General features: G+C 65.8%; 22 protein-coding genes and 1 tRNA gene. 12 read left to right on the forward strand and 11 right to left on the reverse strand.

Annotated elements, in window-relative coordinates; translation table 11 throughout:
• Positions 1–121: 121 nt before the first annotated feature.
• The 3 genes from cspA to topA all read left to right on the forward strand — a co-directional run bounded on the left by cspA (position 122) and on the right by topA (position 4,144).
• Positions 122–325 carry a cold shock protein CspA gene (gene cspA, locus DB708_RS02060; RefSeq protein WP_090607448.1) on the forward strand — a complete coding sequence of 68 codons (204 nt, stop codon included), beginning with the start codon at positions 122–124 and terminating at the stop codon, positions 323–325.
• 166 nt (positions 326–491) lie between these two features.
• Positions 492–1,082: a hypothetical protein gene (locus tag DB708_RS02065; RefSeq protein WP_108920549.1), complete on the forward strand. Its 591-nt coding sequence runs from the start codon at positions 492–494 to the stop codon at positions 1,080–1,082.
• Positions 1,083–1,354: 272 nt separating this feature from the next.
• Entirely contained in the window at positions 1,355–4,144 is a 2,790-nt protein-coding gene (gene topA / locus DB708_RS02070) for a type I DNA topoisomerase (RefSeq protein ID WP_108920271.1), read from the forward strand.
• Between the two features lie 11 nt (positions 4,145–4,155).
• On the opposite strand, the gene DB708_RS02075 is transcribed toward topA, so the two are convergent.
• Complete coding sequence (locus tag DB708_RS02075; RefSeq protein WP_108920272.1) at positions 4,156–5,814, reverse strand: adenylate/guanylate cyclase domain-containing protein; 1,659 nt, start codon at positions 5,812–5,814, stop codon at positions 4,156–4,158.
• Positions 5,815–5,926: 112 nt separating this feature from the next.
• Between DB708_RS02075 and DB708_RS02080 the strand changes: the two genes are divergently transcribed.
• From DB708_RS02080 to DB708_RS27170, 3 genes are all read left to right on the forward strand, one after another.
• Positions 5,927–7,144 (forward strand): DNA polymerase III subunit delta', encoded by a 1,218-nt coding sequence (locus DB708_RS02080; RefSeq protein WP_108920273.1) that lies wholly within the window; start codon positions 5,927–5,929, stop codon positions 7,142–7,144.
• Positions 7,145–7,199: 55 nt separating this feature from the next.
• A tRNA-Thr gene (locus tag DB708_RS02085) sits at positions 7,200–7,275 on the forward strand.
• A 128-nt stretch (positions 7,276–7,403) separates the two neighbouring features.
• Positions 7,404–7,571 carry a hypothetical protein gene (locus DB708_RS27170; RefSeq protein ID WP_165839702.1) on the forward strand — a complete coding sequence of 56 codons (168 nt, stop codon included), beginning with the start codon at positions 7,404–7,406 and terminating at the stop codon, positions 7,569–7,571.
• A 98-nt stretch (positions 7,572–7,669) separates the two neighbouring features.
• Here DB708_RS27170 and DB708_RS02090 read toward each other — a convergent pair whose 3' ends face one another.
• Positions 7,670–9,460 (reverse strand): hypothetical protein, encoded by a 1,791-nt coding sequence (locus DB708_RS02090; protein WP_108920274.1) that lies wholly within the window; start codon positions 9,458–9,460, stop codon positions 7,670–7,672.
• Positions 9,461–9,492: 32 nt separating this feature from the next.
• On the opposite strand from DB708_RS02090, the gene DB708_RS02095 reads away from it, so the two are divergent.
• Positions 9,493–10,437, forward strand: coding sequence for an NAD-dependent epimerase/dehydratase family protein (locus tag DB708_RS02095; RefSeq protein ID WP_108920275.1), 945 nt, complete (start codon positions 9,493–9,495; stop codon positions 10,435–10,437).
• On the opposite strand, the gene DB708_RS02100 is transcribed toward DB708_RS02095, so the two are convergent.
• Genes DB708_RS02100 through DB708_RS02110 form a run of 3 tightly spaced genes read right to left on the reverse strand, consistent with a single transcriptional unit; the run spans position 10,434 to position 12,715 of the window.
• On the reverse strand, positions 10,434–10,775 hold the full coding sequence (locus DB708_RS02100) for a DUF2304 domain-containing protein (protein ID WP_108920276.1): 342 nt from the start codon (positions 10,773–10,775) through the stop codon (positions 10,434–10,436). The two genes, DB708_RS02095 and DB708_RS02100, sit on opposite strands and share 4 nt — an antisense overlap.
• Positions 10,776–10,788: 13 nt before the next feature.
• Positions 10,789–11,490, reverse strand: coding sequence for a glycosyltransferase family 2 protein (locus tag DB708_RS02105; protein ID WP_108920277.1), 702 nt, complete (start codon positions 11,488–11,490; stop codon positions 10,789–10,791).
• A 13-nt stretch (positions 11,491–11,503) separates the two neighbouring features.
• Complete coding sequence (locus DB708_RS02110) at positions 11,504–12,715, reverse strand: hypothetical protein (RefSeq protein WP_235616604.1); 1,212 nt, start codon at positions 12,713–12,715, stop codon at positions 11,504–11,506.
• A gap of 221 nt (positions 12,716–12,936) precedes the next feature.
• Between DB708_RS02110 and DB708_RS02115 the strand changes: the two genes are divergently transcribed.
• A complete protein-coding gene (locus DB708_RS02115; RefSeq protein ID WP_108920279.1) occupies positions 12,937–14,016 on the forward strand; it encodes a DUF475 domain-containing protein in 1,080 nt (359 codons plus the stop codon).
• A gap of 307 nt (positions 14,017–14,323) precedes the next feature.
• On the opposite strand, the gene DB708_RS02120 is transcribed toward DB708_RS02115, so the two are convergent.
• Together DB708_RS02120 and DB708_RS02125 are read right to left on the reverse strand one after the other, a co-directional pair.
• Positions 14,324–15,181 carry an alpha/beta fold hydrolase gene (locus DB708_RS02120; RefSeq protein ID WP_108920280.1) on the reverse strand — a complete coding sequence of 286 codons (858 nt, stop codon included), beginning with the start codon at positions 15,179–15,181 and terminating at the stop codon, positions 14,324–14,326.
• 709 nt (positions 15,182–15,890) lie between these two features.
• Positions 15,891–16,379 carry an inorganic diphosphatase gene (locus DB708_RS02125; RefSeq protein ID WP_108920550.1) on the reverse strand — a complete coding sequence of 163 codons (489 nt, stop codon included), beginning with the start codon at positions 16,377–16,379 and terminating at the stop codon, positions 15,891–15,893.
• A 127-nt stretch (positions 16,380–16,506) separates the two neighbouring features.
• On the opposite strand from DB708_RS02125, the gene dacB reads away from it, so the two are divergent.
• Genes dacB through hpt form a run of 4 tightly spaced genes read left to right on the forward strand, consistent with a single transcriptional unit; the run spans position 16,507 to position 20,539 of the window.
• Positions 16,507–17,892 (forward strand): D-alanyl-D-alanine carboxypeptidase/D-alanyl-D-alanine endopeptidase, encoded by a 1,386-nt coding sequence (gene dacB / locus DB708_RS02130; RefSeq protein WP_108920281.1) that lies wholly within the window; start codon positions 16,507–16,509, stop codon positions 17,890–17,892.
• Complete coding sequence (locus DB708_RS02135; RefSeq protein ID WP_108920551.1) at positions 17,889–18,935, forward strand: zinc-dependent metalloprotease; 1,047 nt, start codon at positions 17,889–17,891, stop codon at positions 18,933–18,935. The genes dacB and DB708_RS02135 overlap by 4 nt, the downstream gene beginning before the upstream one ends.
• Positions 18,914–19,873: a tRNA lysidine(34) synthetase TilS gene (gene tilS / locus DB708_RS02140; RefSeq protein ID WP_108920282.1), complete on the forward strand. Its 960-nt coding sequence runs from the start codon at positions 18,914–18,916 to the stop codon at positions 19,871–19,873. Before DB708_RS02135 ends, tilS begins: the two co-directional genes overlap by 22 nt.
• A gap of 12 nt (positions 19,874–19,885) precedes the next feature.
• Positions 19,886–20,539 (forward strand): hypoxanthine phosphoribosyltransferase, encoded by a 654-nt coding sequence (gene hpt / locus DB708_RS02145; RefSeq protein WP_108920283.1) that lies wholly within the window; start codon positions 19,886–19,888, stop codon positions 20,537–20,539.
• A 10-nt stretch (positions 20,540–20,549) separates the two neighbouring features.
• Here the strand turns inward: hpt and DB708_RS02150 are convergent, their stop codons facing one another.
• From DB708_RS02150 to DB708_RS02165, 4 genes are all read right to left on the reverse strand, one after another.
• A complete protein-coding gene (locus DB708_RS02150; RefSeq protein ID WP_108920284.1) occupies positions 20,550–21,290 on the reverse strand; it encodes an SIMPL domain-containing protein in 741 nt (246 codons plus the stop codon).
• A gap of 10 nt (positions 21,291–21,300) precedes the next feature.
• Positions 21,301–21,573: a hypothetical protein gene (locus tag DB708_RS02155; protein WP_108920285.1), complete on the reverse strand. Its 273-nt coding sequence runs from the start codon at positions 21,571–21,573 to the stop codon at positions 21,301–21,303.
• On the reverse strand, positions 21,570–22,817 hold the full coding sequence (locus DB708_RS02160) for a cytochrome P450 family protein (RefSeq protein WP_235616588.1): 1,248 nt from the start codon (positions 22,815–22,817) through the stop codon (positions 21,570–21,572). The genes DB708_RS02155 and DB708_RS02160 overlap by 4 nt, the downstream gene beginning before the upstream one ends.
• Before the next feature lie 70 nt (positions 22,818–22,887).
• Positions 22,888–23,688 carry a helix-turn-helix transcriptional regulator gene (locus DB708_RS02165; protein WP_108920286.1) on the reverse strand — a complete coding sequence of 267 codons (801 nt, stop codon included), beginning with the start codon at positions 23,686–23,688 and terminating at the stop codon, positions 22,888–22,890.
• Between the last annotated feature and the right edge of the window lie 57 nt (positions 23,689–23,745).

The following is a 23,745-nucleotide window of genomic DNA, read 5'->3' on the forward strand; positions in this document are numbered from 1 at the left end:
GTTCCTGCGAGGTTAACGGTCGGGTGAAGTTCCGACTACTCCGTGAGGTATGGCGGTGACAACGGGCCCGGTGCGCCCAAACGCGGTGCACCGAACCTTGAAGAAAAGGAAAGATCGAGAAATGCCGAAGGGAACTGTGAAGTGGTTCAACGCGGAGAAGGGGTTCGGCTTCATCGCCCCTGAAGATGGTTCCGCGGACGTTTTTGTCCACTACACGGAGATCCAGGGTTCGGGCTTCCGCACCCTCGAAGAAAATCAGCAGGTCGAGTTTGAGATCGGCCACAGCCCTAAGGGCCCCCAGGCCACCGGAGTCCGCTCCGCTTAAATCGAGCAGATTCTGACGAAAACCCCCCGTGCAATCCGCTTAGCGGGTTCTGCCGGGGGGTTTTCACTATCTATTCACGGGTGCGCCACCGCCACCCGGGAGTGGGTGACCCGGCGCGCCGAATGCCTGGAAGCGGGGATGGACGACCTGGCTTACTGTCGGTGTGGTGAGCCAGCTTTCCTTCTTCACGGCGGAGGCGGTGCCGCCCGCGGTCGCCGATCTGTGTGGAGTACTGGCGGCTGCTGGCCAGATCGTAACGGTGGGTCTCGGGCAGGCCCGTGGTGCCCGGCTTTCGGTGGTCGTGGATCAGCTCTGGCGCGCCTCGGCGCTGGCCGACATGATCGACGAGGCCGGCTTGGTCCCCGAGATCGGCAGTACGGACGAGGAAACTCCCCTGGTGCGCACGGCGATCGACCCGTCGTTGACCGCGATCGCCGCCGAATGGACCCGCGGCGCGGTCAAGACGGTGCCACCGCGCTGGCTGCCCGGGCCGCGCGAGCTGCGGGCGTGGACCATCGTGGCCGGCACGCCGGAAGGCGACCACTACCAACTGGGTTTGGATCCACACGCTCCCGACACCCATTCGCCGCTGGCGTCGGCCCTGATGCGGGTCGGGATCGCGCCCACCCTGATCGGTACCCGCGGCGGCCGCCCGGCGTTGCGGATCAGCGGCCGTCGCAGGCTATCGCGGCTGGTAGAGAACGTGGGGGAACACCCCGACGGCGCCGAAGCGTTGGCGTTGTGGCCGCAGGTTTAGCCGTGCGACCCGGGATATGCGAGCGGACCGGATCCGGGATTCCCCGGCGCGCGGCGCTGCACCCGCCAATCGTGTTCCGTCGTCGCTAGGACCTGCGTTTTCGGAGAGTCGGTTTGCGTCGGCCCGCCTATGGGTGCGAAATTGTCAGGTGCCTGAAGGGGAAGGAACGTCGGCGTATCTGAATTTCAGCGGAATTTCGGACGTCCGCCTGTCATTCTTCCTGCAGGGCGGTCTCGAACGGAGGCCGAGAGAGAGATGGAGCGTAAGCGCAGGTGGCTGACCCGACATTAGACCGCGACAACAGCGGCAATGGCAGCCGGAGGCGACTTGTCATTGTCGAGTCGCCGACGAAAGCGCGCAAACTTGCGGGCTACCTGGGCTCCACCTACATCGTCGAGTCGTCGCGAGGACACATCCGCGACCTGCCGAGAGCCGCCGCCGACGTGCCCGCCAAGTTCAAGTCGGAGCCCTGGGCCCGGCTCGGAGTGAACGTCGACGCCGACTTCGAACCGCTCTACATCATCAGCCCTGAGAAGAAGAGCACGGTCACCGAGCTCAAGGGCCTACTCAAGGACGTCGACGAGCTCTACCTCGCCACTGATGGTGACCGCGAGGGCGAGGCCATCGCCTGGCACTTGATGGAAACGCTGAAGCCGCGCATTCCGGTCAAGCGGATGGTGTTCCACGAGATCACCGAGCCAGCCATCCTCGAGGCCGCGCAAAACCCCCGCGACCTCGACATCGACCTGGTCGACGCGCAGGAAACCCGTCGCATCCTGGACCGGCTGTACGGCTACGAAGTCAGTCCGGTGCTGTGGAAGAAGGTCGCGCCCCGGCTGTCGGCGGGCCGGGTGCAGTCCGTGGCCACCCGCATCATCGTGCAGCGTGAGCGGGACCGGATGGCTTTCCGCAGCGCGTCCTACTGGGACATCGTCGCCCAGCTGGACGCCAGCGTGTCCGACGCGAACGCGCAGCCACCCACCTTCACCGCCCGCCTGACCTCCGTCGACGGATTGCGGGTCGCCACCGGCCGTGATTTCGACTCGCTGGGCACGCTGCGCAAGGCCGACGAAGTCGTGGTGCTCAACGAGGCGCGGGCCACCGAGCTCGCCACCGGATTGCGCGGTGCACAGCTGTCGGTGGCCTCGGTCGAGGAGAAGCCCTACACCCGGCGGCCCTACGCGCCGTTCATGACGTCGACGCTGCAGCAGGAGGCCGGCCGCAAGCTGCGTTTCTCGTCCGAGCGGACGATGAGCATTGCCCAGCGCCTCTACGAAAACGGCTACATCACCTATATGCGTACCGACTCGACGACGCTGTCTCAGTCGGCGATCAGCGCGGCGCGCACTCAGGCCAGTCAGCTCTACGGGGACGAATACGTGTCCCCGTCGCCGCGTCAGTACACCCGGAAGGTCAAAAACGCCCAGGAGGCCCACGAGGCGATCCGCCCGGCGGGTGAGACCTTCGCGACGCCGGATGCGGTGCGCCGTGAACTCGACGGCGACGAGTTCCGCCTCTACGAGCTGATCTGGCAGCGCACGGTGGCCTCGCAGATGGCCGACGCGCGCGGGACCACGCTGAGCTTGCGGATCGCCGGTGCATCGAACGACCAGCAGGTGGTGTTCTCGGCCAGCGGCCGCACCATCACTTTCGCCGGCTTTCTCAAGGCCTATGTGGAAACGGTGGACGAGTTGGCCGGCGGCGAGGCTGACGACGCCGAGCGGCGGCTGCCACAGCTAACCGAGGGGCAGCGGCTGGCCGCCCTCGAGCTCACCCCCGACGGCCATTCCACCAACCCGCCGGCCCGCTATACCGAGGCGTCTTTGATAAAGACCCTCGAGGAGCTGGGTATCGGGCGCCCGTCGACGTATACACCGACGATCAAGACGATCCAGGACCGCGGCTACGTGCACAGGAAGGGCAGCGCGCTGGTGCCCTCGTGGGTGGCGTTCGCCGTTACCGGTCTGCTGGAGCAATATTTCGGCCGGCTCGTCGACTACGACTTCACCGCGGCGATGGAAGACGAGCTCGACGCGATTGCGTCGGGTAGCGAGCAACGCACCAACTGGCTCAACAAATTCTACTTCGGCGGCGACCACGGCGTGCAGGACTCGGTGGCACGTGCCGGTGGACTCAAAAAGCTCGTCGGGGTCAACCTCGAGGGCATCGACGCCCGAGAAGTCAACTCCATCAAGCTGTTTGACGATGCGCAGGGTCGGCCGGTCTATGTCCGGGTGGGCAAGAACGGGCCGTACCTGGAGCGCACGATCGCCGGCGACGACGGTGAGTCAAAGCCTCAGCGCGCCAACCTCAACGACTCGCTGACTCCTGACGAGCTGACGCTCGAGGTAGCAGAAGAGCTTTTCGCCACACCGCAGGAGGGTCGCTCGCTGGGCACCGATCCCGAGACCGGCCACGAAATCCTGGCCAGGGACGGTCGTTACGGACCGTATGTGACCGAGGTCTTGCCGGAGCCGCCCCCGGAGGACGGTGATGCCGCCCCGGCGAAGAAGGGCAAGAAGCCCACCGGCCCCAAGCCCCGCACCGGCTCGCTACTGCGCACCATGGATCTGCAGACCGTCACGCTCGAAGACGCATTGAGACTGCTGTCACTGCCCCGGGTGGTCGGTGTCGATCCTGCGTCGAACGAGGAGATCACTGCACAGAACGGGCGCTATGGCCCATACCTGAAGCGCGGCACCGATTCTCGTTCGCTTGCGACCGAGGAGCAGATGTTCACGATCACGCTCGACGAGGCGCTGAAGATCTACGCCGAGCCGAAACGTCGTGGCAGGCAAAGTGCTTCCGCCCCGCCGTTGCGCGAGCTGGGTAATGATCCGGCGTCGGGTAAGCCAATGGTGGTGAAGGACGGTCGATTTGGTCCGTATGTCACCGACGGCGAGACCAATGCCAGCCTGCGTAAGGGCGACGACGTGGCGTCGATCACCGACGAGCGCGCCTCCGAGCTGCTCGCCGACCGGCGGGCCCGAGGTCCGGTGAAGCGGCCGGCGAAGAAGGCCGCGCGCAAAGCTCCGGCGAAAAAGGCCGCCAAGCGCAGTTAGCGCCCGCGCGATCACATGATTTCGCTGGACATTTCTTCGACGATGGGCTGCGGGGCCGAAACTGCCGGGGGGACAGCTAGATTCAGTGGCCGGGCCAGCTGAGTGGGTGCGGCGCGACCGCGTAGCTCGACCACCTCGCCGACATCCCAGCACAATGCCTCGGCGTCCAGTGCGCCGCTGACCGCGATCGCCGACGCCAGTACGTGGCCGGCTTCCAGTTTGGCCAGCTCGGTCAGCCGCGCCGCCTCGTTGACCGGGTCACCGATCACGGTGTACTCGAAGCGAGCCAGCGCGCCGATGTGGCCCGCGATGGCTCGGCCGGATGACACCCCGATGCCGAACTCGGCCACACCGATCACCGGCAGGAGTTCGTCGTGCAACTCACGGGCGGCGGCCAGTGCGCCCCCGGCGGCGTCCGGGTGCTCGATGGGTGCGCCGAAGATAGCCAGCGCGGCATCGCCCTGGAACTTGTTGACGAAGCCGCCGTGGCGGCCGACGGTGTCGACCACCACCCGGAAGAACTCGTTGAGCAGGTGGACCACCTCGGCGGGCGGTCGCGTCGCGGCCAGCTGGGTCGAGCCGACTAGGTCGACGAACAGCACCGCGACGTCGCGCTCCTGGCCGCCCAGCTCGGTGCCGCGCTCGATCGCCCGGCGGGCCACGTCTTCGCCGACGTAGCGACCGAACAGGTCGCGCAGCCGCTGCCGCTCGGACAGGTCGCGCACCATGTCGTTGAATCCGGCCTGCAGCAGACCCAGCTCGCTGGCGTCGTAGATCTGCATGTGCGCGTTGTAGTTACCGCGCTGCACCTCCGAGAGTGCCCAGCGCAGCTGGCGGAGCGGATCGGCGATCGACATCGCCACTAGCAGGGTGCTGATCAACCCGACGCCCAGCGCCGTCAAGGCCAGCAACAGGATGGGGTTGAACAGGCTCTCCGGCGCGGCGTGCAGTAGCGAGGCCTTGTCGGCCACCACGGCCAGCACGATCGCCAGCAGCGGCACTGCGGTGGACAGCATCCAGGTCAGGATCTGGCGCAGGATGACACCGGGCGCCTTGACGTTCTCCGGCACCCCGCTGCGCAGTGCCGCGACCGCCACCGGCCGCAATACTCGTTCGGATTGCAGATAGCCGATGATCGCGGTGGCCGCCGCTCCCAATGCGGTCGCCACCGTGACGACCGGTGCTGCGAACCTGGCCACCGACCAGCTGGCCACGATGAACACCACACCACCGATGCACCAATACACAACGGTGCTCAGGGTGCGGTAGTACGGCATGCGTAGCGCGCGGCTACGGGCGAGTTCAGTGGCCGCCGGATCGGCCTCGGCGAGCATGTTGTCGCGGCGCTGCCAACGGAAAACCGGCATCAGCAGTTTGAGGTTGACCACGACGCCGACGAGGAACAGGACGACCAACGAGCTGGCGAAGATCGTCAGGTTCAGCGTTGGCAGATCCTGCAGCTGAATACGGTCGGCGGGGGGGAGCCCATAGCGCAGGAACCCGAGCACGAACAGGGCGCCGATGATGTCGGCCTGCAGCATGCTCAGCGAGAACAGCGGCCACGGGGTGCGCACTACCCACCGGACGAACGCGCCGATTCGCCCGGGCAGAGCACCCGGTGTTGCCACCAACACACCGTATCGGTCGGCAGGGACTACCCGGTAACCCATAAATGCTTCGGCAAGTCATCGGATCCTGGCGAAATGCCGCAAAGATCACGGAATTGTCGCGATACGGTTGCCAGTCGGTAGAGGTCGGTCTGTCTCACTAGTGTTGCCAGTGATGTCCGGAGTGTTTACGCGGCTGGTAGGCCAAGAAGCGGTGGAGGCCGAGCTGCTCGCCGCCGCCCGCGCCGCCCACGGTGATCCCGATCACAGCAGCGGGGACCGCGGGACTATGACACACGCGTGGCTCATTACCGGCCCGCCGGGTTCGGGGCGCTCGATCGCGGCGCTGTGCTTTGCGGCCGCGCTGCAGTGCACCTCTTCTTCGGAAGACGGGGGCCCTGGCTGCGGGCAGTGCCGGGCCTGCACGACGACGATGGCCGGCACCCACGCCGACGTCCGGCGGGTGATCCCCGAGGGCCTGTCCATCGGCGTCGATGAGATGCGCGGCATCGTGCAGATCGCGTCGCGGCGCCCGACCACCGGGTACCGCCAGATCGTGGTGGTCGAGGACGCCGATCGGCTGACCGAAGGTGCGGCCAACGCGCTGCTGAAGGTGGTCGAGGAACCGCCGCCGTCGACGGTGTTCCTGCTGTGTGCGCCGTCGGTCGATCCCGAGGACATCGCGGTCACCCTGCGGTCCCGCTGCCGGCACGTCACACTGGTGACCCCGTCGACCGAGTCGATCGCTCAGGTGCTGATCGATAGCGACGGACTGAGCGCCGACACGGCGAGCTGGGCGGCGTCGGTCAGCGGCGGTCACGTGGGGCGGGCGCGCCGGCTCGCGACCGACCCGGAGGCCCGGGAGCGACGAGAGCGCGCGCTGGGGCTGGTGCGCGATGCCGCAACTCCGGCGCGCACTTATGCCGCCGCTGAAGAATTGGTGGCGGCGGCCGAAACCGAGGCGGTCGTATTGACCGCTGACCGTGCCGAGGCCGAGACCGAAGAGCTGCGGACGGCGCTAGGGGCCGGCGGCACCGGTAAGGGCACCGCCGGGGCGATGCGCGGCGCCACGGGCGCGATCAAGGACCTTGAGCGCCGGCAGAAGTCGCGCCAGACCAGGGCATCGCGCGATGCGCTGGACCGGGCGCTGATCGACCTAGCCACCTACTTCCGGGACGCGCTGGTGGTTTCGGCGCATGCGGGCGGGGTGCGGGCCAACCATCCCGATATGGCCGAGCGGGTGGCAGCGCTGGCCGCTCATGCCGCGCCCGAGCGCCTGCTGCGCTGCATCGAGGCCGTGCTTCAGTGCCGCGAAGCGCTGGCGGTCAACGTCAAGCCCAAGTTCGCCGTCGACGCGATGGTGGCCACCATCGGGCAGGAACTGCGGGATTGAAATTGGGCGGGCCAGCCCGCCTGCCGTAGACTCGTGCCGCCCAGCTAGAGGGTGCGCCGCCTTAGCTCAGTCGGTAGAGCGATTCACTCGTAATGAATAGGTCGGGGGTTCGATTCCCCCAGGCGGCTCCAACTACCAGTGGATTCCACAGTGAGTTGAGTCACTGCGGCCCCGGATCGGGCAGCCTTCCCATCGCTGCCGCGTTACAGCGGTTAGTTGTGACATCAACGGGTGACTATCCACTTCGAGTGAGGCTGACATGCGGCAGGAATCCCACTACCCGATCGGTGAGGCAGTTTGGATCTCGGCGGGAATCATCATGTTGCTGGCCTTTGGAGACGCTTTAGCTCTGTTGGCTCTCGCACTGACGATCGCGATCATGGCCACCGCCTGGTGGACCTACCGCGGGATGCGGCACGGCTTCTAAAGGCTCGCAACGATTTCGTCGAACGTGACGCCACAGTCACGTTCGAGCCCGTGCGTGACTGCACCGTCACGTTCGGCGCCGAGGGCGAGGCACGGGACTTAAGCCGGCGCGAGAAAGCCCACCGGGCCTGACGCGACACACAGGGCCAGTGCGGTGGTGTTCGCCCTGACCATGATCGCGTCGCCGGCACCGGGCAGCCGGGCGTAGACGCGGTTGAGTCCCGGGTGCACCGGAACCTTGACGCCGGGCCCCTCCGACAGCGAGACCGTCATCGAGCCGTCACTGTTGGCCAGATAGTTGAATTCGACGGTCCAATCGGCCGGCAGCAGCGGCCCGTCGAGCAGCATCCGCGCCGGTTTGTCCGGCTGGGCGAAATAGCCACACTGCGGCATCGGGCCCGGCTTGATGGTGCGTATCCAGGTGACTCTCGCCGGGATTAGGCTCCCGGAGCTGTCGAACATTCGCAATTGCGTTGTTGCCGTGGCGAAGTCCGGCCTATCCCACAGCAGGGCGAACATGTGGCTGGCAAGATTCTCCGGGTAGGCTACCCGCTGCAGAATCAGCGGATCGACCTCCTGATCCAGCAGTGGAGCAGTCGAATTTGCATGCGCCGCAGCTAAACTGGACTGGGCATTGCGCAGATAGGCCCGAGTCGGGTTATCGCGCCAACTGGTCAGGAATGTCGCTGTCGAGTACAGGCTGCTGGTCACGAACAACACCGCTAAGACTGTTGTCACGACGGCGCGTTGCGGCGACGCGTCCAGCCAACGCGCGCCGAGGGACCGATTCGGCGCGCAGAGGCCTACCGCGGCCAGCAGCGCCAGTACGACGACGAGATCCGGTAAATAGCGCAGGGTTTGGGCGAGTTCCAGTGCGGTCAGCTTCGACGAGCGCATCAGATAGATCGGCACCTGGCACGCCACGGCGTAACCGGCCGCCGTTAGCCACACCGGGCCGATGCGCTGCTTGCGGACCAGCGTCAGCGCCAGCACCGCTATCAGCACCAGCCAGCCCACCGCCATCGCCAGCGGCGGGGGAGTGGCCCAGGGGGAGGCCGGCGCCCAGCGGCCCCATTGCCACGGCCCGCCGGCCAGCCCCGGCACGATGCCGTGGGTGATGGACCGCGACACCAGATCCCCGGTCATCGCGAGGTCGGAACTCCAGCGCTGCTGGTTGACCACCGCAAGGTAGATCGCCACCCACGCGACCGTCAGGATCAGCGACGAGACCCACAACCTCGAGGCCCCACGCCAGGCCGTCAGCAGCGCGGGCCTCTCACCGCGTACCTGGCACAGCAGGGCGGCCACCGCGAACGCGACGAACGGGATCACCGCCGCCTTCTCGAAGAACAGCAACCCGCCCAGGTAGATCAGCAGCCCGGTCAGCGCGTAGCGCTGGTTGCCGGTGCGCACCAGCAGCACCGCGTCGGCGCACACCCAGGCCAGCGCCGCCAGCATCGGCAGCGAGTTCAGCGCCGCCGCCCACCACGCGAACCCCGGCACCCCCAGCGGCGTGAATAGCGCGAACGTCAGCGGGATCAGCAGCACGCGACGCCAGCCGAGGATCACATACAGCGCGCGCAGCAGCGCCAGCGAGGCCAGTAGCTGCAGCACCACCAGGCTGATGGCGGGCCCGGTCCAGCCCAGCGGAGCCAGCCGGATCAGCACGCCCGCGATCAGGAAGGCGGCCGGCATCACATGGCCGTCGTGGTCGTCGAACAGGTACGACGGCGACAGCAGGCCCTCGGTTCCGGCTTTCCCGATCAGGATCAGGTCGTCCCAGTAGAAGTAGCCGCCGAATGCCAGGACCGCGCGTATGACCAGCTGGACGACGATCAGCCCGGCCGCCGCGAGGGCGACCGGCGGCATCCGGGTGATGGCGGCGGGCATGGTTATTTCTTACCGGTCGGTATGGTGGGCCGGTGCACGCACTGGTTACGGGGGCAGCCGGATTCATCGGGTCCACGCTGGTCGACCGCCTGCTGGCGGGCGGCCATTCGGTGGTGAGCCTGGACAATTTCTCGTCGGGCAAGGCGAGCAACCTCGAGCATCTGACCGACAATTCCGCTCATGTCTTCGTCGAGGCGGACATCGTGACCGCGGACCTCAACGCGATCCTGGCCGAGCACCGTCCCGAGGTGGTGTTCCACCTGGCGGCGCAGATCGACGTTCGTCACTCGGTGACCGACCCGCAGTTTGATGCCTCGGTCAACGTCGTCGGGACGGTACGGCTGGCCGAGGCCGCGCGCCGCGCCGGTGTTCGCAAGGTCGTGCACACCTCGTCGGGAGGATCCATCTACGGCACCCCGTCGCAGTACCCGACTCCCGAAACCGTGCCGACCGACCCGGCGTCGCCGTACGCCGCGGGCAAAGTGGCCGGCGAGATCTACCTGAACACTTTCCGGCATCTGTACGAGCTGGATTGTTCGCACATCGCGCCGGCCAACGTCTACGGCCCGCGCCAAGACCCGCACGGCGAAGCAGGCGTGGTGGCGATCTTCGCGCAGGCGCTGCTGTCGGGTAAGCCGACCAAGGTGTTCGGGGACGGCGGCAAGACGCGCGACTACGTGTTCGTCGACGACGTCGTGGACGCTTTCGTCAAGGCGTCCGGGAAAGCCGGCAGCGGGCAGCGCTTCAACATCGGCACCGGAATTGAGACCTCCGACCGGCAACTGCACAGCGCGGTAGCGAACGCCGTCGGGGGGCCCGACGACCCGGACTATCACCCGGATCGGCTCGGCGATCTGCAGCGGTCGTGCCTCGATATCACTTCAGCAGCAAGGGTTTTGGGCTGGAAGCCGCAAGTTGACCTCAAAGAGGGCGTGTTTCGCACGGTCGAGTTCTTCCGGCACGCCCACGCGGGTTAGCGCGCCGGGGGCGCCTGTGCGCCGTCTAGCGCGACGGCGCGGGCAAGGCGCGCGTAGCGCAACTCCAAGTCCTTGAACCGCATGTATGTGCTCAGCGTGGTGAAGCTGAACGCCATGATCAGTGCATAGAGCATCAGGTCGGTGCCGCGGCGCACGCCGAACCAGTGCGCAACCACGGTGGTGTCGTCGGGCCGCAGTACGGCGTAGATGCCGGCGAGTACGAAGAAGACGTAGCCGACCTTGACCCAGGCTTTCGAGCGTGAGCTGCGGCGTGACCACAGCAGGTAGATCAACAGCGCGATGATCGACCCGATCAGCAGTACCTGGATCCAGTTCATCTTTCGGTCCTTTTCATTTCGGAATCCTCCCTCGCAGGAACCCGTCGAAAATGATGTTGACACCGTTGAGCAGCGGCTGACCCTTTGACTTCGAGTATTCGGTGTACAGCACCTCAACCGGCTGTTCGGCTACGCGCCAATGGTTTTCGGCGACCAGCATGATGAATTCGTTGGCGTGGCTCATGCCGCTCATCGTGATGTTCAGCCCGTCGGCGACTGTCTTGTTGAACACCCGCAGCCCGTTGTTGGTGTCGGTCAGGCCAAGCCGTCGACCGCGGGGGCTCAACCGCGCGGCCGTCTGCAGCACGATCCGCTTCAGTAGTGGCGGCCGACTGCTCTCCTGCCCGCCGAACCGCGTTCCGATGACGATGTCGACATCTTCGGCGACGAGCCGGTCGATCATCGCGGCCACGTCTTTGACGCGATGCTGCCCGTCGGCGTCGAAAGTCGCGAACAGCCGCGCCCCGGGCTGCTTACGGGCGTACTCGACACCGGTCTGAATGGCCGCTCCCTGACCCAGGTTGACCGGATGGCGGACCAGATGAGCCCCGGCCCGTCTGGCGATTTCGCCGGTGTCATCGGCGCTGCCGTCGTCGACGCACACGACGTGGTCGAAGACCGAACGCACATCGGCGATCACCTCGCCGATGACCGTGGCTTCGTTGAAGGCGGGAATGACGATCCAGGCGCCGGCATAATCCGTTTCGATGTTCACAGGGTAGCCAGGATCAGCCGGCTAAGTGTCCGGCGCGCGCCAGCGCCACCAGGTGGACGCCGATTCCCACCAGCGGACCGCACAGCAGAGCGACCACGGTGCGGGTCTCCAGCGGCAGCGGCAGCAGCAACAACAGTCCCGATGCGGCAGTCGCCCCGACCCACCCCAGCGCATACGCGCGATGCAGCGCGGCGGCCACTGCGGCGGCACCGGTGAGCGTCAGCATGGCGATCGACAACGCGGCGCCCGTTAGCCACGCCAATAGTGCACCGCTGGCGTCGTACTGCGATCCGAACGCGACCCGCAGCAGCCATGGGCCCACCAAGCCGGCCGCCAGCACCCCGATCGCACCGATGCTGCCGATGATCGCCGCCGGCGCCATAAGTGCCCGCAGCCGGTTGCTGCGCTCGTCCACGAAATGCGCGATCAGGTTGCCCTGCATGGAGGTCAACGGCACCAGCAGCGGAGCCCGGGTCAACGTCACGGCCAGGATGATCACACCACCCTGTGCGCCAAGCTCATTCGACGTCAGCTTGAGCAGCACCGGGAAACCCATCACCAGGATCGCGCTGGCTCCGGCCGCGGTGATCGAATGCGCGGTGCCCCGCAAGAACGTCGCGGTGTTGCCGGGTGTGAGCAGGCGCGACGTTGCGCGGGCCGCGGGTGAGGCCGCCAGGATGATCAGCCAGGCCACCGCGCCGGCCACCGTCGCCCAGAGGAATCCGGTCAACCCCCAGCCGAGCACGAAGGTGGCCGCGGCGATCGCCACCCGCATGACGGCGTCGGTCACCATCAGCGCCCCGTACGGGGTCCACAGATCGGTGCCGGCCAACATGCCGAGCAGCGTGGCATGCAGGCAGAACCCGGCCAGGCCAACGGACAGCAGCACCACCGACAGCCAGCGTTGTTCCACGAATACCCGCCCGCCCCACAGGGGTGAGCTGCCCGCGATCACGACGGCCGCGGCGACGCCGACCATCGCGGCGACGCGCAGCGGGTGGTTACCTGATCCGGGGGTGGGCGCTGCCTGGATGTAGCGAGTGGCGCGCACCTCCCGGGTGGTTTCCTGCAGCAGGCCGAAGGCGGCGCCGGTGACCAAGCCGAACGCGCCCCAGAACACCCCGAACACCGAAAAGCCGCTCGGAGCGAGGTCGCGAGCCGCCAGATAGATCACCGCGTAGCCGCACACCGCGGTCAGCGCGGTTGCGATGCCGACCCGGGCCATGCTGCTGTGTGCAACCGGCCCCTGTGCCACTCCCGCGGCCCCGGCAGCGCCCAGGGGAGACGCCGCGCCGCCGACTTCGGTCACCGGGGCGGCGCCTTCGGCAGGCTGCCCCGATATAACGCCAGTATCGCCACAATTTGAAAATAGTAAGTGCGGCGCGTGCGATGGCTGGCGGCGACGACCGGGTTCGCCCTAATGTGGTCGGCTGTCAGGGAGGACTTATGGCCGCCGCTCGCATCTTCGGCATTTCGCTGCTAGTTACGTTGGCGGCGCTCGCGCTCGGTTACGCGCATGGCGGCCTCAATGCCCTCTTCCTGTTGATAGCCCTGGCCATTCTCGAGGTGTCGCTGTCGTTCGACAACGCGATCATCAACGCCAGTGTGCTGAAGCGGATGAGCTCGTTTTGGCGGCAGATGTTTTTGACCATCGGGATTTTGATCGCTGTGTTCGGTATGCGGCTCGTCTTCCCGTTGCTGATCGTATGGGCGAGTGCGGGTGTACACCCGGTCCGCGCGCTGGACTTGGCGCTCAACCCGCCGCCACACGGCGCACTGGTATTCCCGGACGGCTCGCCCAGTTACGAAAAGCTGGTGCTGGCGGCCCATCCGCAGATCGCGGCATTCGGCGGGATATTCCTGCTGATGCTGTTCCTGGATTTCGTTGTTCATGACCGAGACATCAAGTGGCTCAAGTGGATTGAGATCCCATTTGCGCGCATCGGGCAGCTTGGACAGGTCCCGGTGGTGGCCACCGCGATCGCGCTGGTTCTGGTCGGCACGCAGTTGACCCACTCCACCGAGGAGTGCGCGACGGTGCTGACGGCCGGGCTGCTCGGCCTGGTCACGTATCTGATTGTCAACGGTTTGAGCCAGGCATTTCGGCCGCAGGAGGTCGCCGGCGACGAGGCCTCCGCGCCGGCCCTGGCGGTGGGCAAGGCCGGCTTGACGCTGTTTGTCTACCTCGAGGTACTGGACGCGGCGTTTTCGTTCGACGGGGTTACCGGCGCCTTTGCGATCACGTCGGACCCCATCGTCATCGCCCTGGGTCTGGGGTTGATCGGCTCGATGTTCGTCCGGTCGATCACGATCTACCTGGTCCAGCAGCAGACGCTGGACCGTTACGTATACCTGGAACACGGCGCGCACTGGGCGATCGGCGCACTGGCGGTGATCATGCTGCTGTCCATCGAGGAGCACTACCGGATTCCTGAAATCGCCACCGCCTCGGTGGGCGTGGTCTTCATCGGGGCAGCCTTCGGGTGGAGCGTGCTGCGCAACCGGCGCGACGCCGAGCCTGCCTGAGCCTTCCGGCTATGCCTCGATTTGTCCGATGACGAGTCGACGCCGGCTTGGGGGCTGGTCAAAAGTCGGGCACTTCGTCCACCACGCCCAACAGAGCCTGGCCGGCCTCACGAAAGCACGCCCGATGAAAGGAGACATGCTGGCTCATGACGTTGACGTCGCGCCAGCACCGCGAATGCCAATTGTGGCTCCTTTCAACCATTTGAGACTCGAGCGGCGTGAAAGTCCTTGTTTGGCGTTAACTTTCGTTGGGGCCAACCCCCGCAGCCGGGACGTCTGAAGCCATGGCTGAAACCACCGCTGTTGACTACGGTCCCCAAACAAACTTCACCACGGCGTCAGTGAAGTCCCAGGGCTGTTCCAGGTGGCCGAAGTGACCGCTGTTATGAAGTTCGCACAACTGCGAGCCACGTATGGCGGCGCGCATCTCTCGGGACCAGCGCGGTGGGCAGACGAAGTCAAAATCACCACAGATGAGCAACGTGGGAGCTGTTATGGCACCGAGGCGGCCCCTTGCCGACCATGGCTTGCTCTTTCTGTTGGGATCCCAAGTCATCTGGAGTCTAGGCAGACTGGACTGGGCCAAGGTTTGCCGATAGTCGGCGAAATAGGCGGGGAAGACGTCAGCGAGAAATTGGTCATCAGTGTGTGGTTCGCCGCCGCCGGTGGCGTGCCATGCGCGGGCCGCTTTGATAGCTTCGGGTCGCTCTGGCCACCGCTGCGCAAAGGCTGCCATCTGGCGAAATGTCTCATCCCACAACTCGTCGTTGTACACCGGTGCGGCGTCATAGGCTATGACTCCGCCGAGACGTCCGGGATTCTGCATCGCCAGTTCCAACGCAACCATGCCACCGTGAGAATGTCCGAGAATCAACGGCTGCGGCACCATAAGGTGGTTTATGAAAGCTTCGAGATAGCATGCATAAGTGGGAATGTCGTACTCACCACCTGGTAGTAAATCACTCTCGCCGGTGCCGATTGGGTCGAGGTAAACCATGGTGAGGTACCCCGCGAGTAGCGGCATACGCAGATACCCTGAACTGATTCCGGGACCACCCGAGTGCGCTACGCACACCGGCCCACTACCCGCAACTTCGTAGGAAAGCTTGACGCCGTTGATGGAAGTCGTGTGCCAACCTTGAGCTAGTGGACCGTCGCGCCGCATCTAACGTACCCCCCGCCGTGGAATGGTCTGATTCTCGGCCACTTAGCGAGATGTGTGCAAGTCCTGACCACCAACAGTGGCGCAGGCCATATCATCGAGAAATGCTTTGCGCAGGGTAGTCCGGTTCATCTGTCTTATTCCCTTGCAGCAAAAGAACATACGACTTTCATATAATTCAAATGAGACTTCGCATCAGGTGAAAATTCGTCGACGCGGCGGTACCGACATGTGACTTAGCGACTCATTGGTCGCAAGTCAGGACTAACTGGAATTCCGCGATGCCGGAGGTTGGTGGCGAATGCTCCTACCAGCATGTCAGAGGGCATGGCGACCATTGTGACGACGTCACCTCCACGACTCTGTCCAAAGATGCTAGTCCACAAGCACATTCGATTCCGATTGCTTGATGCGGATCTAGCAGCCCAAGTGATGATGGGTCCAATCGCCAACTACGCACACCTGGCATGCCGCCGCCGATGTCCTGCTAGCAGAAGGTGTTTCGACGTTCATCGCTGAAATCGCTCCTGAATCACACCGCGACCTTGCCGTGCTCGAAGACATGATCAGGTGGCGTCAGTGCCAACTGAACGACGCCGCGACGTAAGCGCGGCGAACGAAAGGCTGACTCGGCGGGATACCCAACAAGCCCGACGGGCGAAGGTGCGAAGCACCGAGGTCACATCGCCAGGTTGCCACCCGGGCAGAAGCGTTAGTGCCCGCCTTCTTTGAACCGTGCGATAGAGCGCTCCACCTCTGCTTCGGCTTCGGCGCGACCGACCCAGTCCGCCGCCTTGACGTACTTGCCCGGCTCCAGCGCCTTGTATTGCGAGAAGAAGTGCTTGATGACGTCCAGCTCGTAGGACGCAACATCGCCGATGTCCTGGATGTGGTCCCACCTGTGGTCGCCAGCCGGAACGCACAACACCTTGTCGTCACCGCCGGCTTCGTCGACCATCTTGAACATTCCCACCGGCCGCGCCTCGACCAGCACGCCGGGGAACACCGACTCGGGAAGCAGCAGCAGCACGTCCAGCGGGTCGCCGTCCTCGCCGAGGGTGTTCTCGATGAATCCGTAGTCGGTCGGGTAGGCCATCGACGTGTACAGGTAGCGGTCCAGCTTCACCCGCCCCGTTTCATGATCGACCTCGTACTTGTTCCGTTGGCCTTTCGGGATCTCAATGACCACGTCGAATTGCACTGTCTGAAGCTCCTTCGAAGAGACGTAAATCTGGGTCGACCCGGGTAGGTCGGTTGCGTCGCGCATCACCCTAGTCGAGCGAGTTGTGGCGGATTCGGCAGAATAGGACCAAAGAGTCAGGAGAGTGATGGGTCGTACTCGCTGGCGGAAATCCACCCAGGTGTTCATCGGAGTGGCCATGCTGGCGTTCGTCGCCGCCGTGGTGGCCGCGGCCACCTTTTTCACCACGGGTGGGCACGGCACCAGCAACGCGCACGTCCCCGTACCGCCTCCGCGCGCGCCGGTTGTTAAGCCGGGAATGGTGCCCGTCGCCGACACCGCCGAGACGCCGTCGGCGGCTGGGCTGGCGGCCGTGCTGGCGCCGGTGGCTGCCGACCCCAATCTGGGCAGGCTCGGCGGCCGGGTCACCGACGCCATCACCGGAAAAGAACTGTGGCAGCTGGGCGACGACGTGCCGTTGGTGCCGGCGTCGACCAACAAGGTGCTGACCGCGGCCGCGGCACTGCTGACGCTGGATCGTCAGGCCCGCATCAGCACCCGCGTCGTGGCCGGCAGCCAAAACGCTCAGGGACCGATTGTGCTGGTGGGGGCCGGCGATCCGACGCTGTCGGCCGCACCGCCGGACGTGCCGACCTGGTACCGCGGTGCGCCGCGGATCAGCGACCTGGTGGAGCAGGTTCGTCGCAGCGGCGTCACGCCGACGGCAGTGCAGGTGGACACCTCGGCGTTCACCGGCCCGACGCTGGCACAGGGCTGGGATCCGACCGACATCGACAACGGCGACATCGCGCCGATCGAATCGGTGATGATCGACGCCGGCCGCATCCAGCCGAGCACCGTCAATTCGCGGCGGTCTAAGACTCCAGCGCTGGACGCGGGCCGGGAGCTGGCCAAGGCCCTAGGAATGGACCCTGCCGCGGTGACCGTCGCCGCCGCCCCGTCCGGGGCACGGCAGCTGGCGGTGGTGCAATCTGCGCCGCTGGTCCAGCGGCTCGGCGAGATGATGGACCACTCCGACAACGTGCTGGCCGAGTGCATCGCCCGTGAGGTGGCGGCGGCGATCAACCGGCCGCGCAGCTTCGCGGGCGCGGTGGACGCGGTGACCAATCGGTTGAGCACCGCACACATCGACACCACCGGTGCCGCACTGCTGGACTCCAGCGGGCTCTCGGTCGACGATCGCCTGACGGCCAAGACGCTCGACGGCACCGTGCAGGCAGCCGCGGGGCCTGACCAGCCGTCGTTGCGGGCGCTGCTGGATCTGCTTCCAATCGCCGGTGGCAGCGGGACGCTGGCAGAGCGCTTTCTCGATCAGGCCACCAACCAGGGACCGGCCGGCTGGTTGCGAGCCAAGACCGGCTCATTGACCGCGACGAACTCGCTGGTCGGGGTCGTCACCGACCGCAGCGGACGCGTGCTCACGTTCGCGTTCATCTCCAATTCCGCCGGCCCCAACGGGCGCAATGTAATGGACGCTTTGGCCACTCGGCTGTGGACTTGCGGGTGCGCATGACCGCGCCATCCGACTTGACCCTGGGGACCGCCGTTGACTGGCAGTTCGCTGCGACGGTCGGCGCTCGGCTGGCCCGGCCCGGCCCGCCGGCCAGCGACTACACCCGCCGTCAGGCGATCGACGAGCTGGCGAGTTCGGCGACCAAAGCCGAACCGCTGGTACGCGACGTCACGGGCCTGGCCACCGGCGGGGTGGTGCCGCCGGCGCGCATCGTCGACCGCGGCGACTGGGTTCGCGCCGCTGCGGACTCGATGCGGGTGATGACGCACGGCACCGAGAAGCCGCACGGGTTTCTCACCGGCCGGCTCACCGGCGCGCAGACGGGCGCGGTGCTGGCGTTTGTGGCATCCGGGATTCTCGGCCAGTACGACCCGTTCTTTGACGACATGCAGGGCTGCCTGCTGCTGGTATATCCGAACGTGATCGCCGTCGAGCGTCAGCTGCGGGTGGAGCCGTCCGACTTCCGACTGTGGGTATGTCTGCATGAGGTGACGCACCGGGTGCAGTTCACCGCCAACCCGTGGCTGCCCGACTACATGTCGGACGCGCTGGCGTTGTTGACCCGCGACGCCGGCGACGACGTCGGGGAAGTGGCCGGCAGGTTGGCCTCCTATGTGCGCAACCGTGGTCTTCCGGCGTCCGACGCTTCCGCGTCGGGGATCGTCGGCCTGGTGCGCGCCGTGCAGTCCGAGCCACAGCGCAACGCCCTGGATCAGCTGCTGGTGCTGGGCACGTTGCTGGAAGGGCACGCCGACCACGTCATGGATGCCGTCGGGCCGAAGGCAGTGCCGTCGGTGGCCACCATTCGCAGCCGATTCGACGACCGCCGCCATCGCAAGCCACCGCCGCTGCAACGCTTGATGCGCGCCCTGCTGGGCCTGGACGCCAAGCTCAGCCAGTACACCCGTGGCAAGGCGTTCGTCGACCACGTGGTGGACCGGGTCGGAATGCAGCGATTCAACACCGTCTGGACGAGCTCCGAAACGCTGCCGCTGCCCGCCGAGATCGAAGACCCTCAGCGATGGATCGACAGGATTCTGTAGGCCAGCTGCGTGCGGCTGTCGAGGCGTTCGCCAAGGACCATCTGGTCACTGGGGACCAATGGTGTGTAGCGCTATCGGGCGGACCGGACTCGCTGGCGCTCACCGCGGTCGCGGCTCCGCTGCGGCGCACCACCGCACTGATCGTGGATCACGGCCTGCAGCCCGAATCGGCCGCAGTTGCCGAAACCGCGCGCACCCAGGCCATCGCATTGGGATGTGTTGACGCACAAATTGTTTCGGTACAGGTCGGCAATGACGGCGGTCCCGAGGCCGCCGCGCGCGCGGCCCGCTACGCCGCGTTGAGCGCCTACCGTCTCGGGCCGGTGCTGCTCGCCCACACGCTCGACGATCAAGCCGAGACGGTACTGCTCGGGCTGGGTCGCGGCTCTGGAGCGCGCTCGATGGCCGGGATGCGCCCGCATGACCCGCCGTGGGGCAGGCCGTTGTTGGGTGTCCGGCGCGCCGCGACGCATGCTGCGTGCCGTGAGCTGGGCCTGACCGCGTGGCAGGACCCGCACAACAGCGACCGCCGCTTCACCCGGACCCGGCTGCGGCACGAGGTGCTCCCGCTGCTCGAGGACGTCCTGGGCGGCGGGGTGGCCGAGGCGCTGGCCCGGACCGCGACAGCGCTGCGAGAGGACACCGAGTTCATCGATGCGCTCGCGGCGCAGGCGGCGCCCGGTGTGCGGGCGGACTCGGGGCTGGCTGCCCAGGCCCTGGCTCCGTTGCCCGACCCGGTGCGGCGCCGGGTGATCCGCGGCTGGCTGCTGGCTGGGGGTGCGAGGGGGTTGACCGATAAGCAGATCCGCGCGGTGGATGCGCTGGTCACCGCCTGGCGTGGGCAGGGCGGGGTGGCCGTCGGATCCGATTTGCGCGGCGAGCGCCTGGTCGCGGGGCGCCGCGACGGCGCCCTGACCCTGCGGCGCGAGTCTAAGTAAAAGGCTGCGAGATTGTCGCCGCCGTTGGTTGTTCGGCCGCTGGCATGGCACGCTGTGGGCGTGGCCCAGATCTCCTCGGCGATAACGCCCGAGCAGCCCGTGGATCTGTACCCGGGGGACATCAAATCCGTGCTGCTCACCACGGAGCAGATCCAGGCACGCACCGGCGAGCTCGGCGAGCAAATCGGCAACGACTACCGGGAGTCCATCAACGCGACCGGTCAGGATCTGCTGTTGATCACCGTGCTCAAGGGCGCCGTGATCTTTGTCACCGACCTGGCGCGCGCGATTCCGGTGCCGACGCAATTCGAATTCATGGCTGTCAGCTCGTACGGTTCCTCGACGTCCTCGTCGGGTGTGGTGCGCATCCTCAAGGACCTGGACCGCGACATCAACGATCGCGACGTGCTGATCGTCGAGGACGTCGTCGACTCCGGCCTGACGCTGTCGTGGCTGTTGCGGAACCTGAAAACTCGCCATCCCCGCTCGCTGCGGGTGTGCACGCTGCTGCGCAAGCCCGACGCGGTGCGCGCGAACGCCGAGATCGCCTATGTGGGTTTCGACATTCCCAACGACTTCGTCGTGGGCTACGGCCTGGACTACGACGAGCGCTACCGCGACCTGTCCTATATCGGCACGCTCGACCCCAGGGTCTACGAGCAGTAGCCGATCGCCACTAGTCCAGCTCCCACACCGCGTTCACCGAAAAGCTCACTGTCTGCTGGCCCGGCTCCAGCGGTACCGCGGTGGCCATGGCTTTGGGTGGCGCCGGCGGTGACCCGGCCATCGGCGAGCCGCCGGTGGCCTCCGAGATGGACAGCACCTTGCCCAGCCGCAGCCCCGCCAGCTGGGCGTACTGGTCGGCGCGGTTCTTGGCGTCGTTGAACGCGCGTGCCCGTGCGTCCTTGACCAGCTGTGAGTCGTCGGCGATGGAGTAGCTGACCGAACTGATCCGGGTGGCGTCGCCGCCGGTAGTGACGATCAATGCGAGCATTCGCGATGCCGCGTCGGTCGGGTGGATCTTGACCTGGATGGCGTTGGTGGCGCGGTAGCCGGTGATCGTGGGCTCGGGACTGCCGTATTGCGGCTGCAGCGTCACCTGGGTGGTGCTGATGTCCTTGCGATCGATACCGGCGCCGACGAGCGCATTGATGACGGCTTGCTGACGGTCGTTGGTCTGGTTCATCGCCGCGGTGACATCGGGCGCGCTGAATTCGATACCGACGTCGGCGGTCAACGTGTCCGGGACACCTTGCACTTGCCCTGACCCCAGCACGGTGACCTGACGCGGATTTGCTCCCGGTGCGGTTGTCGGATTGTGGGAATCACATGCCGACACCGTGGTCAGGGCCAAACCGGCCGCGGCCACGGCAATCGACCACGCGAGGAAACCTCGAGCGCGTTGTTCGATCGCCATGCCTGGCACCCTAGCCGTTTGATGGCTCGCTACTCCAGGGGTTGCTCATCGTGTCGTCGTCGGAGTCGTCAGTCAGTTCGTGGTTGCGAATCATCATGCGCGAAAGCCAGTTTAAAACCACTGCCATGACGAACAGCTGCATGATCACCAGTGCGAGAGGAAGATTCGCCGTGATCGTGGCCCAGATCAATGCCGGTGTCGCTACCGGCGCGATCATCAATCCTGCGAGTATGCCCAGGAGTTGCATTGCGCCGAAATTGTTTTGGCTGCTGTTGTCGTTCATCGGAACTCGTGCAGGCGAACGGGAAGCGCGGTCAGACCGCGCATCAGTGTGCTGTTTCGGTACTGCAGAATAATGTTGTCGTCCAAGGTGATCCGGTCAAATCGGGCGAGTAGCCGGCCGATCGCGATCTCTCCTTCGAGTCGCGCCAGCGGTGCTCCAAGGCAGTGGTGAATGCCGTGCCCGAACGCCAGGTGCGGGTTCGGGGCCCTTGTCACGTCGAGAAGATGCGGGTTGTCGAACTGGCTGCTGTCGTGGTTTGCGCCGAGCAGGGCGATCAAGACGAGTTGGCCCGCAGGTATCTCGACAGCACCGAGCCGCACCGGCTCGGTGGTGAATCGCATGGTGGCGGTATTGAGCGGGCTCTCGAACCGCAGGAACTCCTCCACCGCCGTGGGCATCAGCCATAGGTCGTCACGCAATGCAGCGAGTTGAGATGGGTTGCGCAGCAACGCGAGCATGCCGTTGCCGATGAGGTTCACCGTGGTTTCGTAGCCGGCCAGAATCAGCAGGAACGCGGTGGACAGCAGCTCGTCGGGGGACAGGCGGTCGTCGACGTCGGACGCGTGCACCAGAGCGCTGAGCAGGTCGTCGGCCGGTAGCTTGCGCTTCTGCGCGATCAACCCGGTCAACATGTCGATCAACATATTCTCGGCTACCGACAGCTCGGCGGGGTCGGTGCTGGTGAACGATGGCTCGACGTAACGGCGAAAGCAGTCGCGATCGTCGGGCGGAACGCCGAGCAACCTGCCGATGACGCCCAACGGCAACGCAACCGCATACGACTGAATGAGATCCACCACGGCATCGCCTGTGGCGGCAATCGCCATCCGATCGAGCAAGTCGTCGGCGATCACTTCGATATCGCGTCTCATCTTTCGCACGCTGCCGGCGGTGAACGCCTTGGTCAGCAGTTTGCGCAGCCGGGTGTGGTCCGGCGGATCTTGCTGCAACATATGGCTGTTGAGTAGCGAGCGGTGCGGATCATTGTTGGTCGGTGGAAAGAACCCGTTGAGCCGCTGCCAGTCCTTGCTCAGTCGCGGGTCGGCCAACAGCGCCCGCGCCTCGGCGTAGCGGGTGACCAGCCAGGCTTGCGCCTCACCCCAGATCTGGACACGATGCGCGGGGGCTTGCGCGCGCAGCCGGCGATAGATGGGGTGCGGATCTTGGATGAATGCCCGACCAAGGCGCGGCGCGTTCTCGGTCGGCGCAGGTCCAGCGCCAATCTGGCATCCGTTCTGGCTCACATCACGAATAATGCTGCCGTTGACTCGGTGTATCCAGGACGCGTGATTCCTGGTTGTGCGACTCCCAGGCTCAGCCGACGTCGAGGCGGCGCATGCCTTCCTCCGATGGGGACCCGGGTTCGGCCCAGTACGCCACCAGCACGTGACCGGTCGCCGGCAACACCATCTGTTGGTAGTTGAGATCGAGCTTGCCCACCCGCGGATGGTTGACCAGCATCAGTCCGGCGGGTTCGTAAGTGACATCGTGGCGTTCCCAGAGCTGACGGAACCGTGGGCATTGCTCGACCAACTCGTCGACCAGACTGATCAAGGCAGGGTCGGGGCGTTGGCCGTACAAGACCCGGACCAGGGCAACTGCCCACGCGGCTAGCTTCTTCCAGTTGCGGTAGAAGTTCGGCGTCTCGGGATCACGAAATAATTCCCGCATTGTGTTGGCCCCGACTCCGAAGCTGGGCAACAGGGCGTCAGCGAGGTGGTTGGTGGCCACCACGGTCAACCCGGGATCGACCACATGTGCCGCCGTCAGCGGCCAGCCGTCAATCAGTCCCCGGATTCCTGGGTGCGGGTCCCGCAATGGTTGGACCACGTCGGTGGATTGGTGGCGCATCAGGTTTCGCATGTAAGACACCGCGTCGTCATCCAATTTCAGAGCCCGGCTCAGCGCAATGAGCACCTGATCCGACGGATGCTCCTCGCGACCTTGCTCGAGGCGCAGGTAGTAGTCGGTGCTGATGTTGGCGAGTATTGCCACTTCCTCGCGGCGCAGCCCGGCGACTCTGCGGCGCCCGCCCACGGGTAGTCCCACGTCAGCGGGTTGGACCAGGCTGCGACGGGCGCGCAGAAACTGCGCCAGTGCGGTTCCTTCGGTCACGGTGGTTAACCCGCCGAGGACTCACGTTTCAGCATCGGCTCCGTCCCGTCGCGTAGC

It is taken from the genome of Mycobacterium montefiorense (genome assembly GCF_003112775.1).
Taxonomy (GTDB): Bacteria; Actinomycetota; Actinomycetes; order Mycobacteriales; family Mycobacteriaceae; genus Mycobacterium; species Mycobacterium montefiorense.

Excerpts from the sequence above, each read along its gene's own strand:
- cspA (WP_090607448.1), top strand. The coding sequence starts at position 122 with ATGCCGAAGGGAACTGTGAAGTGGTTCAACGCGGAGAAGGGGTTCGGC.
- DB708_RS02075 (WP_108920272.1), bottom strand. The coding sequence starts at position 5,814 with ATGGGTTACCGGGTAGTCCCTGCCGACCGATACGGTGTGTTGGTGGCA.
- DB708_RS02080 (WP_108920273.1), top strand. The coding sequence starts at position 5,927 with ATGTCCGGAGTGTTTACGCGGCTGGTAGGCCAAGAAGCGGTGGAGGCC.
- DB708_RS27170 (WP_165839702.1), top strand. The coding sequence starts at position 7,404 with ATGCGGCAGGAATCCCACTACCCGATCGGTGAGGCAGTTTGGATCTCG.
- DB708_RS02090 (WP_108920274.1), bottom strand. The coding sequence starts at position 9,460 with ATGCCCGCCGCCATCACCCGGATGCCGCCGGTCGCCCTCGCGGCGGCC.
- DB708_RS02100 (WP_108920276.1), bottom strand. The coding sequence starts at position 10,775 with ATGAACTGGATCCAGGTACTGCTGATCGGGTCGATCATCGCGCTGTTG.
- DB708_RS02110 (WP_235616604.1), bottom strand. The coding sequence starts at position 12,715 with ATGGCCCGGGTCGGCATCGCAACCGCGCTGACCGCGGTGTGCGGCTAC.
- DB708_RS02115 (WP_108920279.1), top strand. The coding sequence starts at position 12,937 with ATGGCCGCCGCTCGCATCTTCGGCATTTCGCTGCTAGTTACGTTGGCG.
- DB708_RS02120 (WP_108920280.1), bottom strand. The coding sequence starts at position 15,181 with ATGCGGCGCGACGGTCCACTAGCTCAAGGTTGGCACACGACTTCCATC.
- dacB (WP_108920281.1), top strand. The coding sequence starts at position 16,507 with ATGGGTCGTACTCGCTGGCGGAAATCCACCCAGGTGTTCATCGGAGTG.
- DB708_RS02135 (WP_108920551.1), top strand. The coding sequence starts at position 17,889 with ATGACCGCGCCATCCGACTTGACCCTGGGGACCGCCGTTGACTGGCAG.
- tilS (WP_108920282.1), top strand. The coding sequence starts at position 18,914 with ATGGATCGACAGGATTCTGTAGGCCAGCTGCGTGCGGCTGTCGAGGCG.
- DB708_RS02150 (WP_108920284.1), bottom strand. The coding sequence starts at position 21,290 with ATGGCGATCGAACAACGCGCTCGAGGTTTCCTCGCGTGGTCGATTGCC.
- DB708_RS02155 (WP_108920285.1), bottom strand. The coding sequence starts at position 21,573 with ATGAACGACAACAGCAGCCAAAACAATTTCGGCGCAATGCAACTCCTG.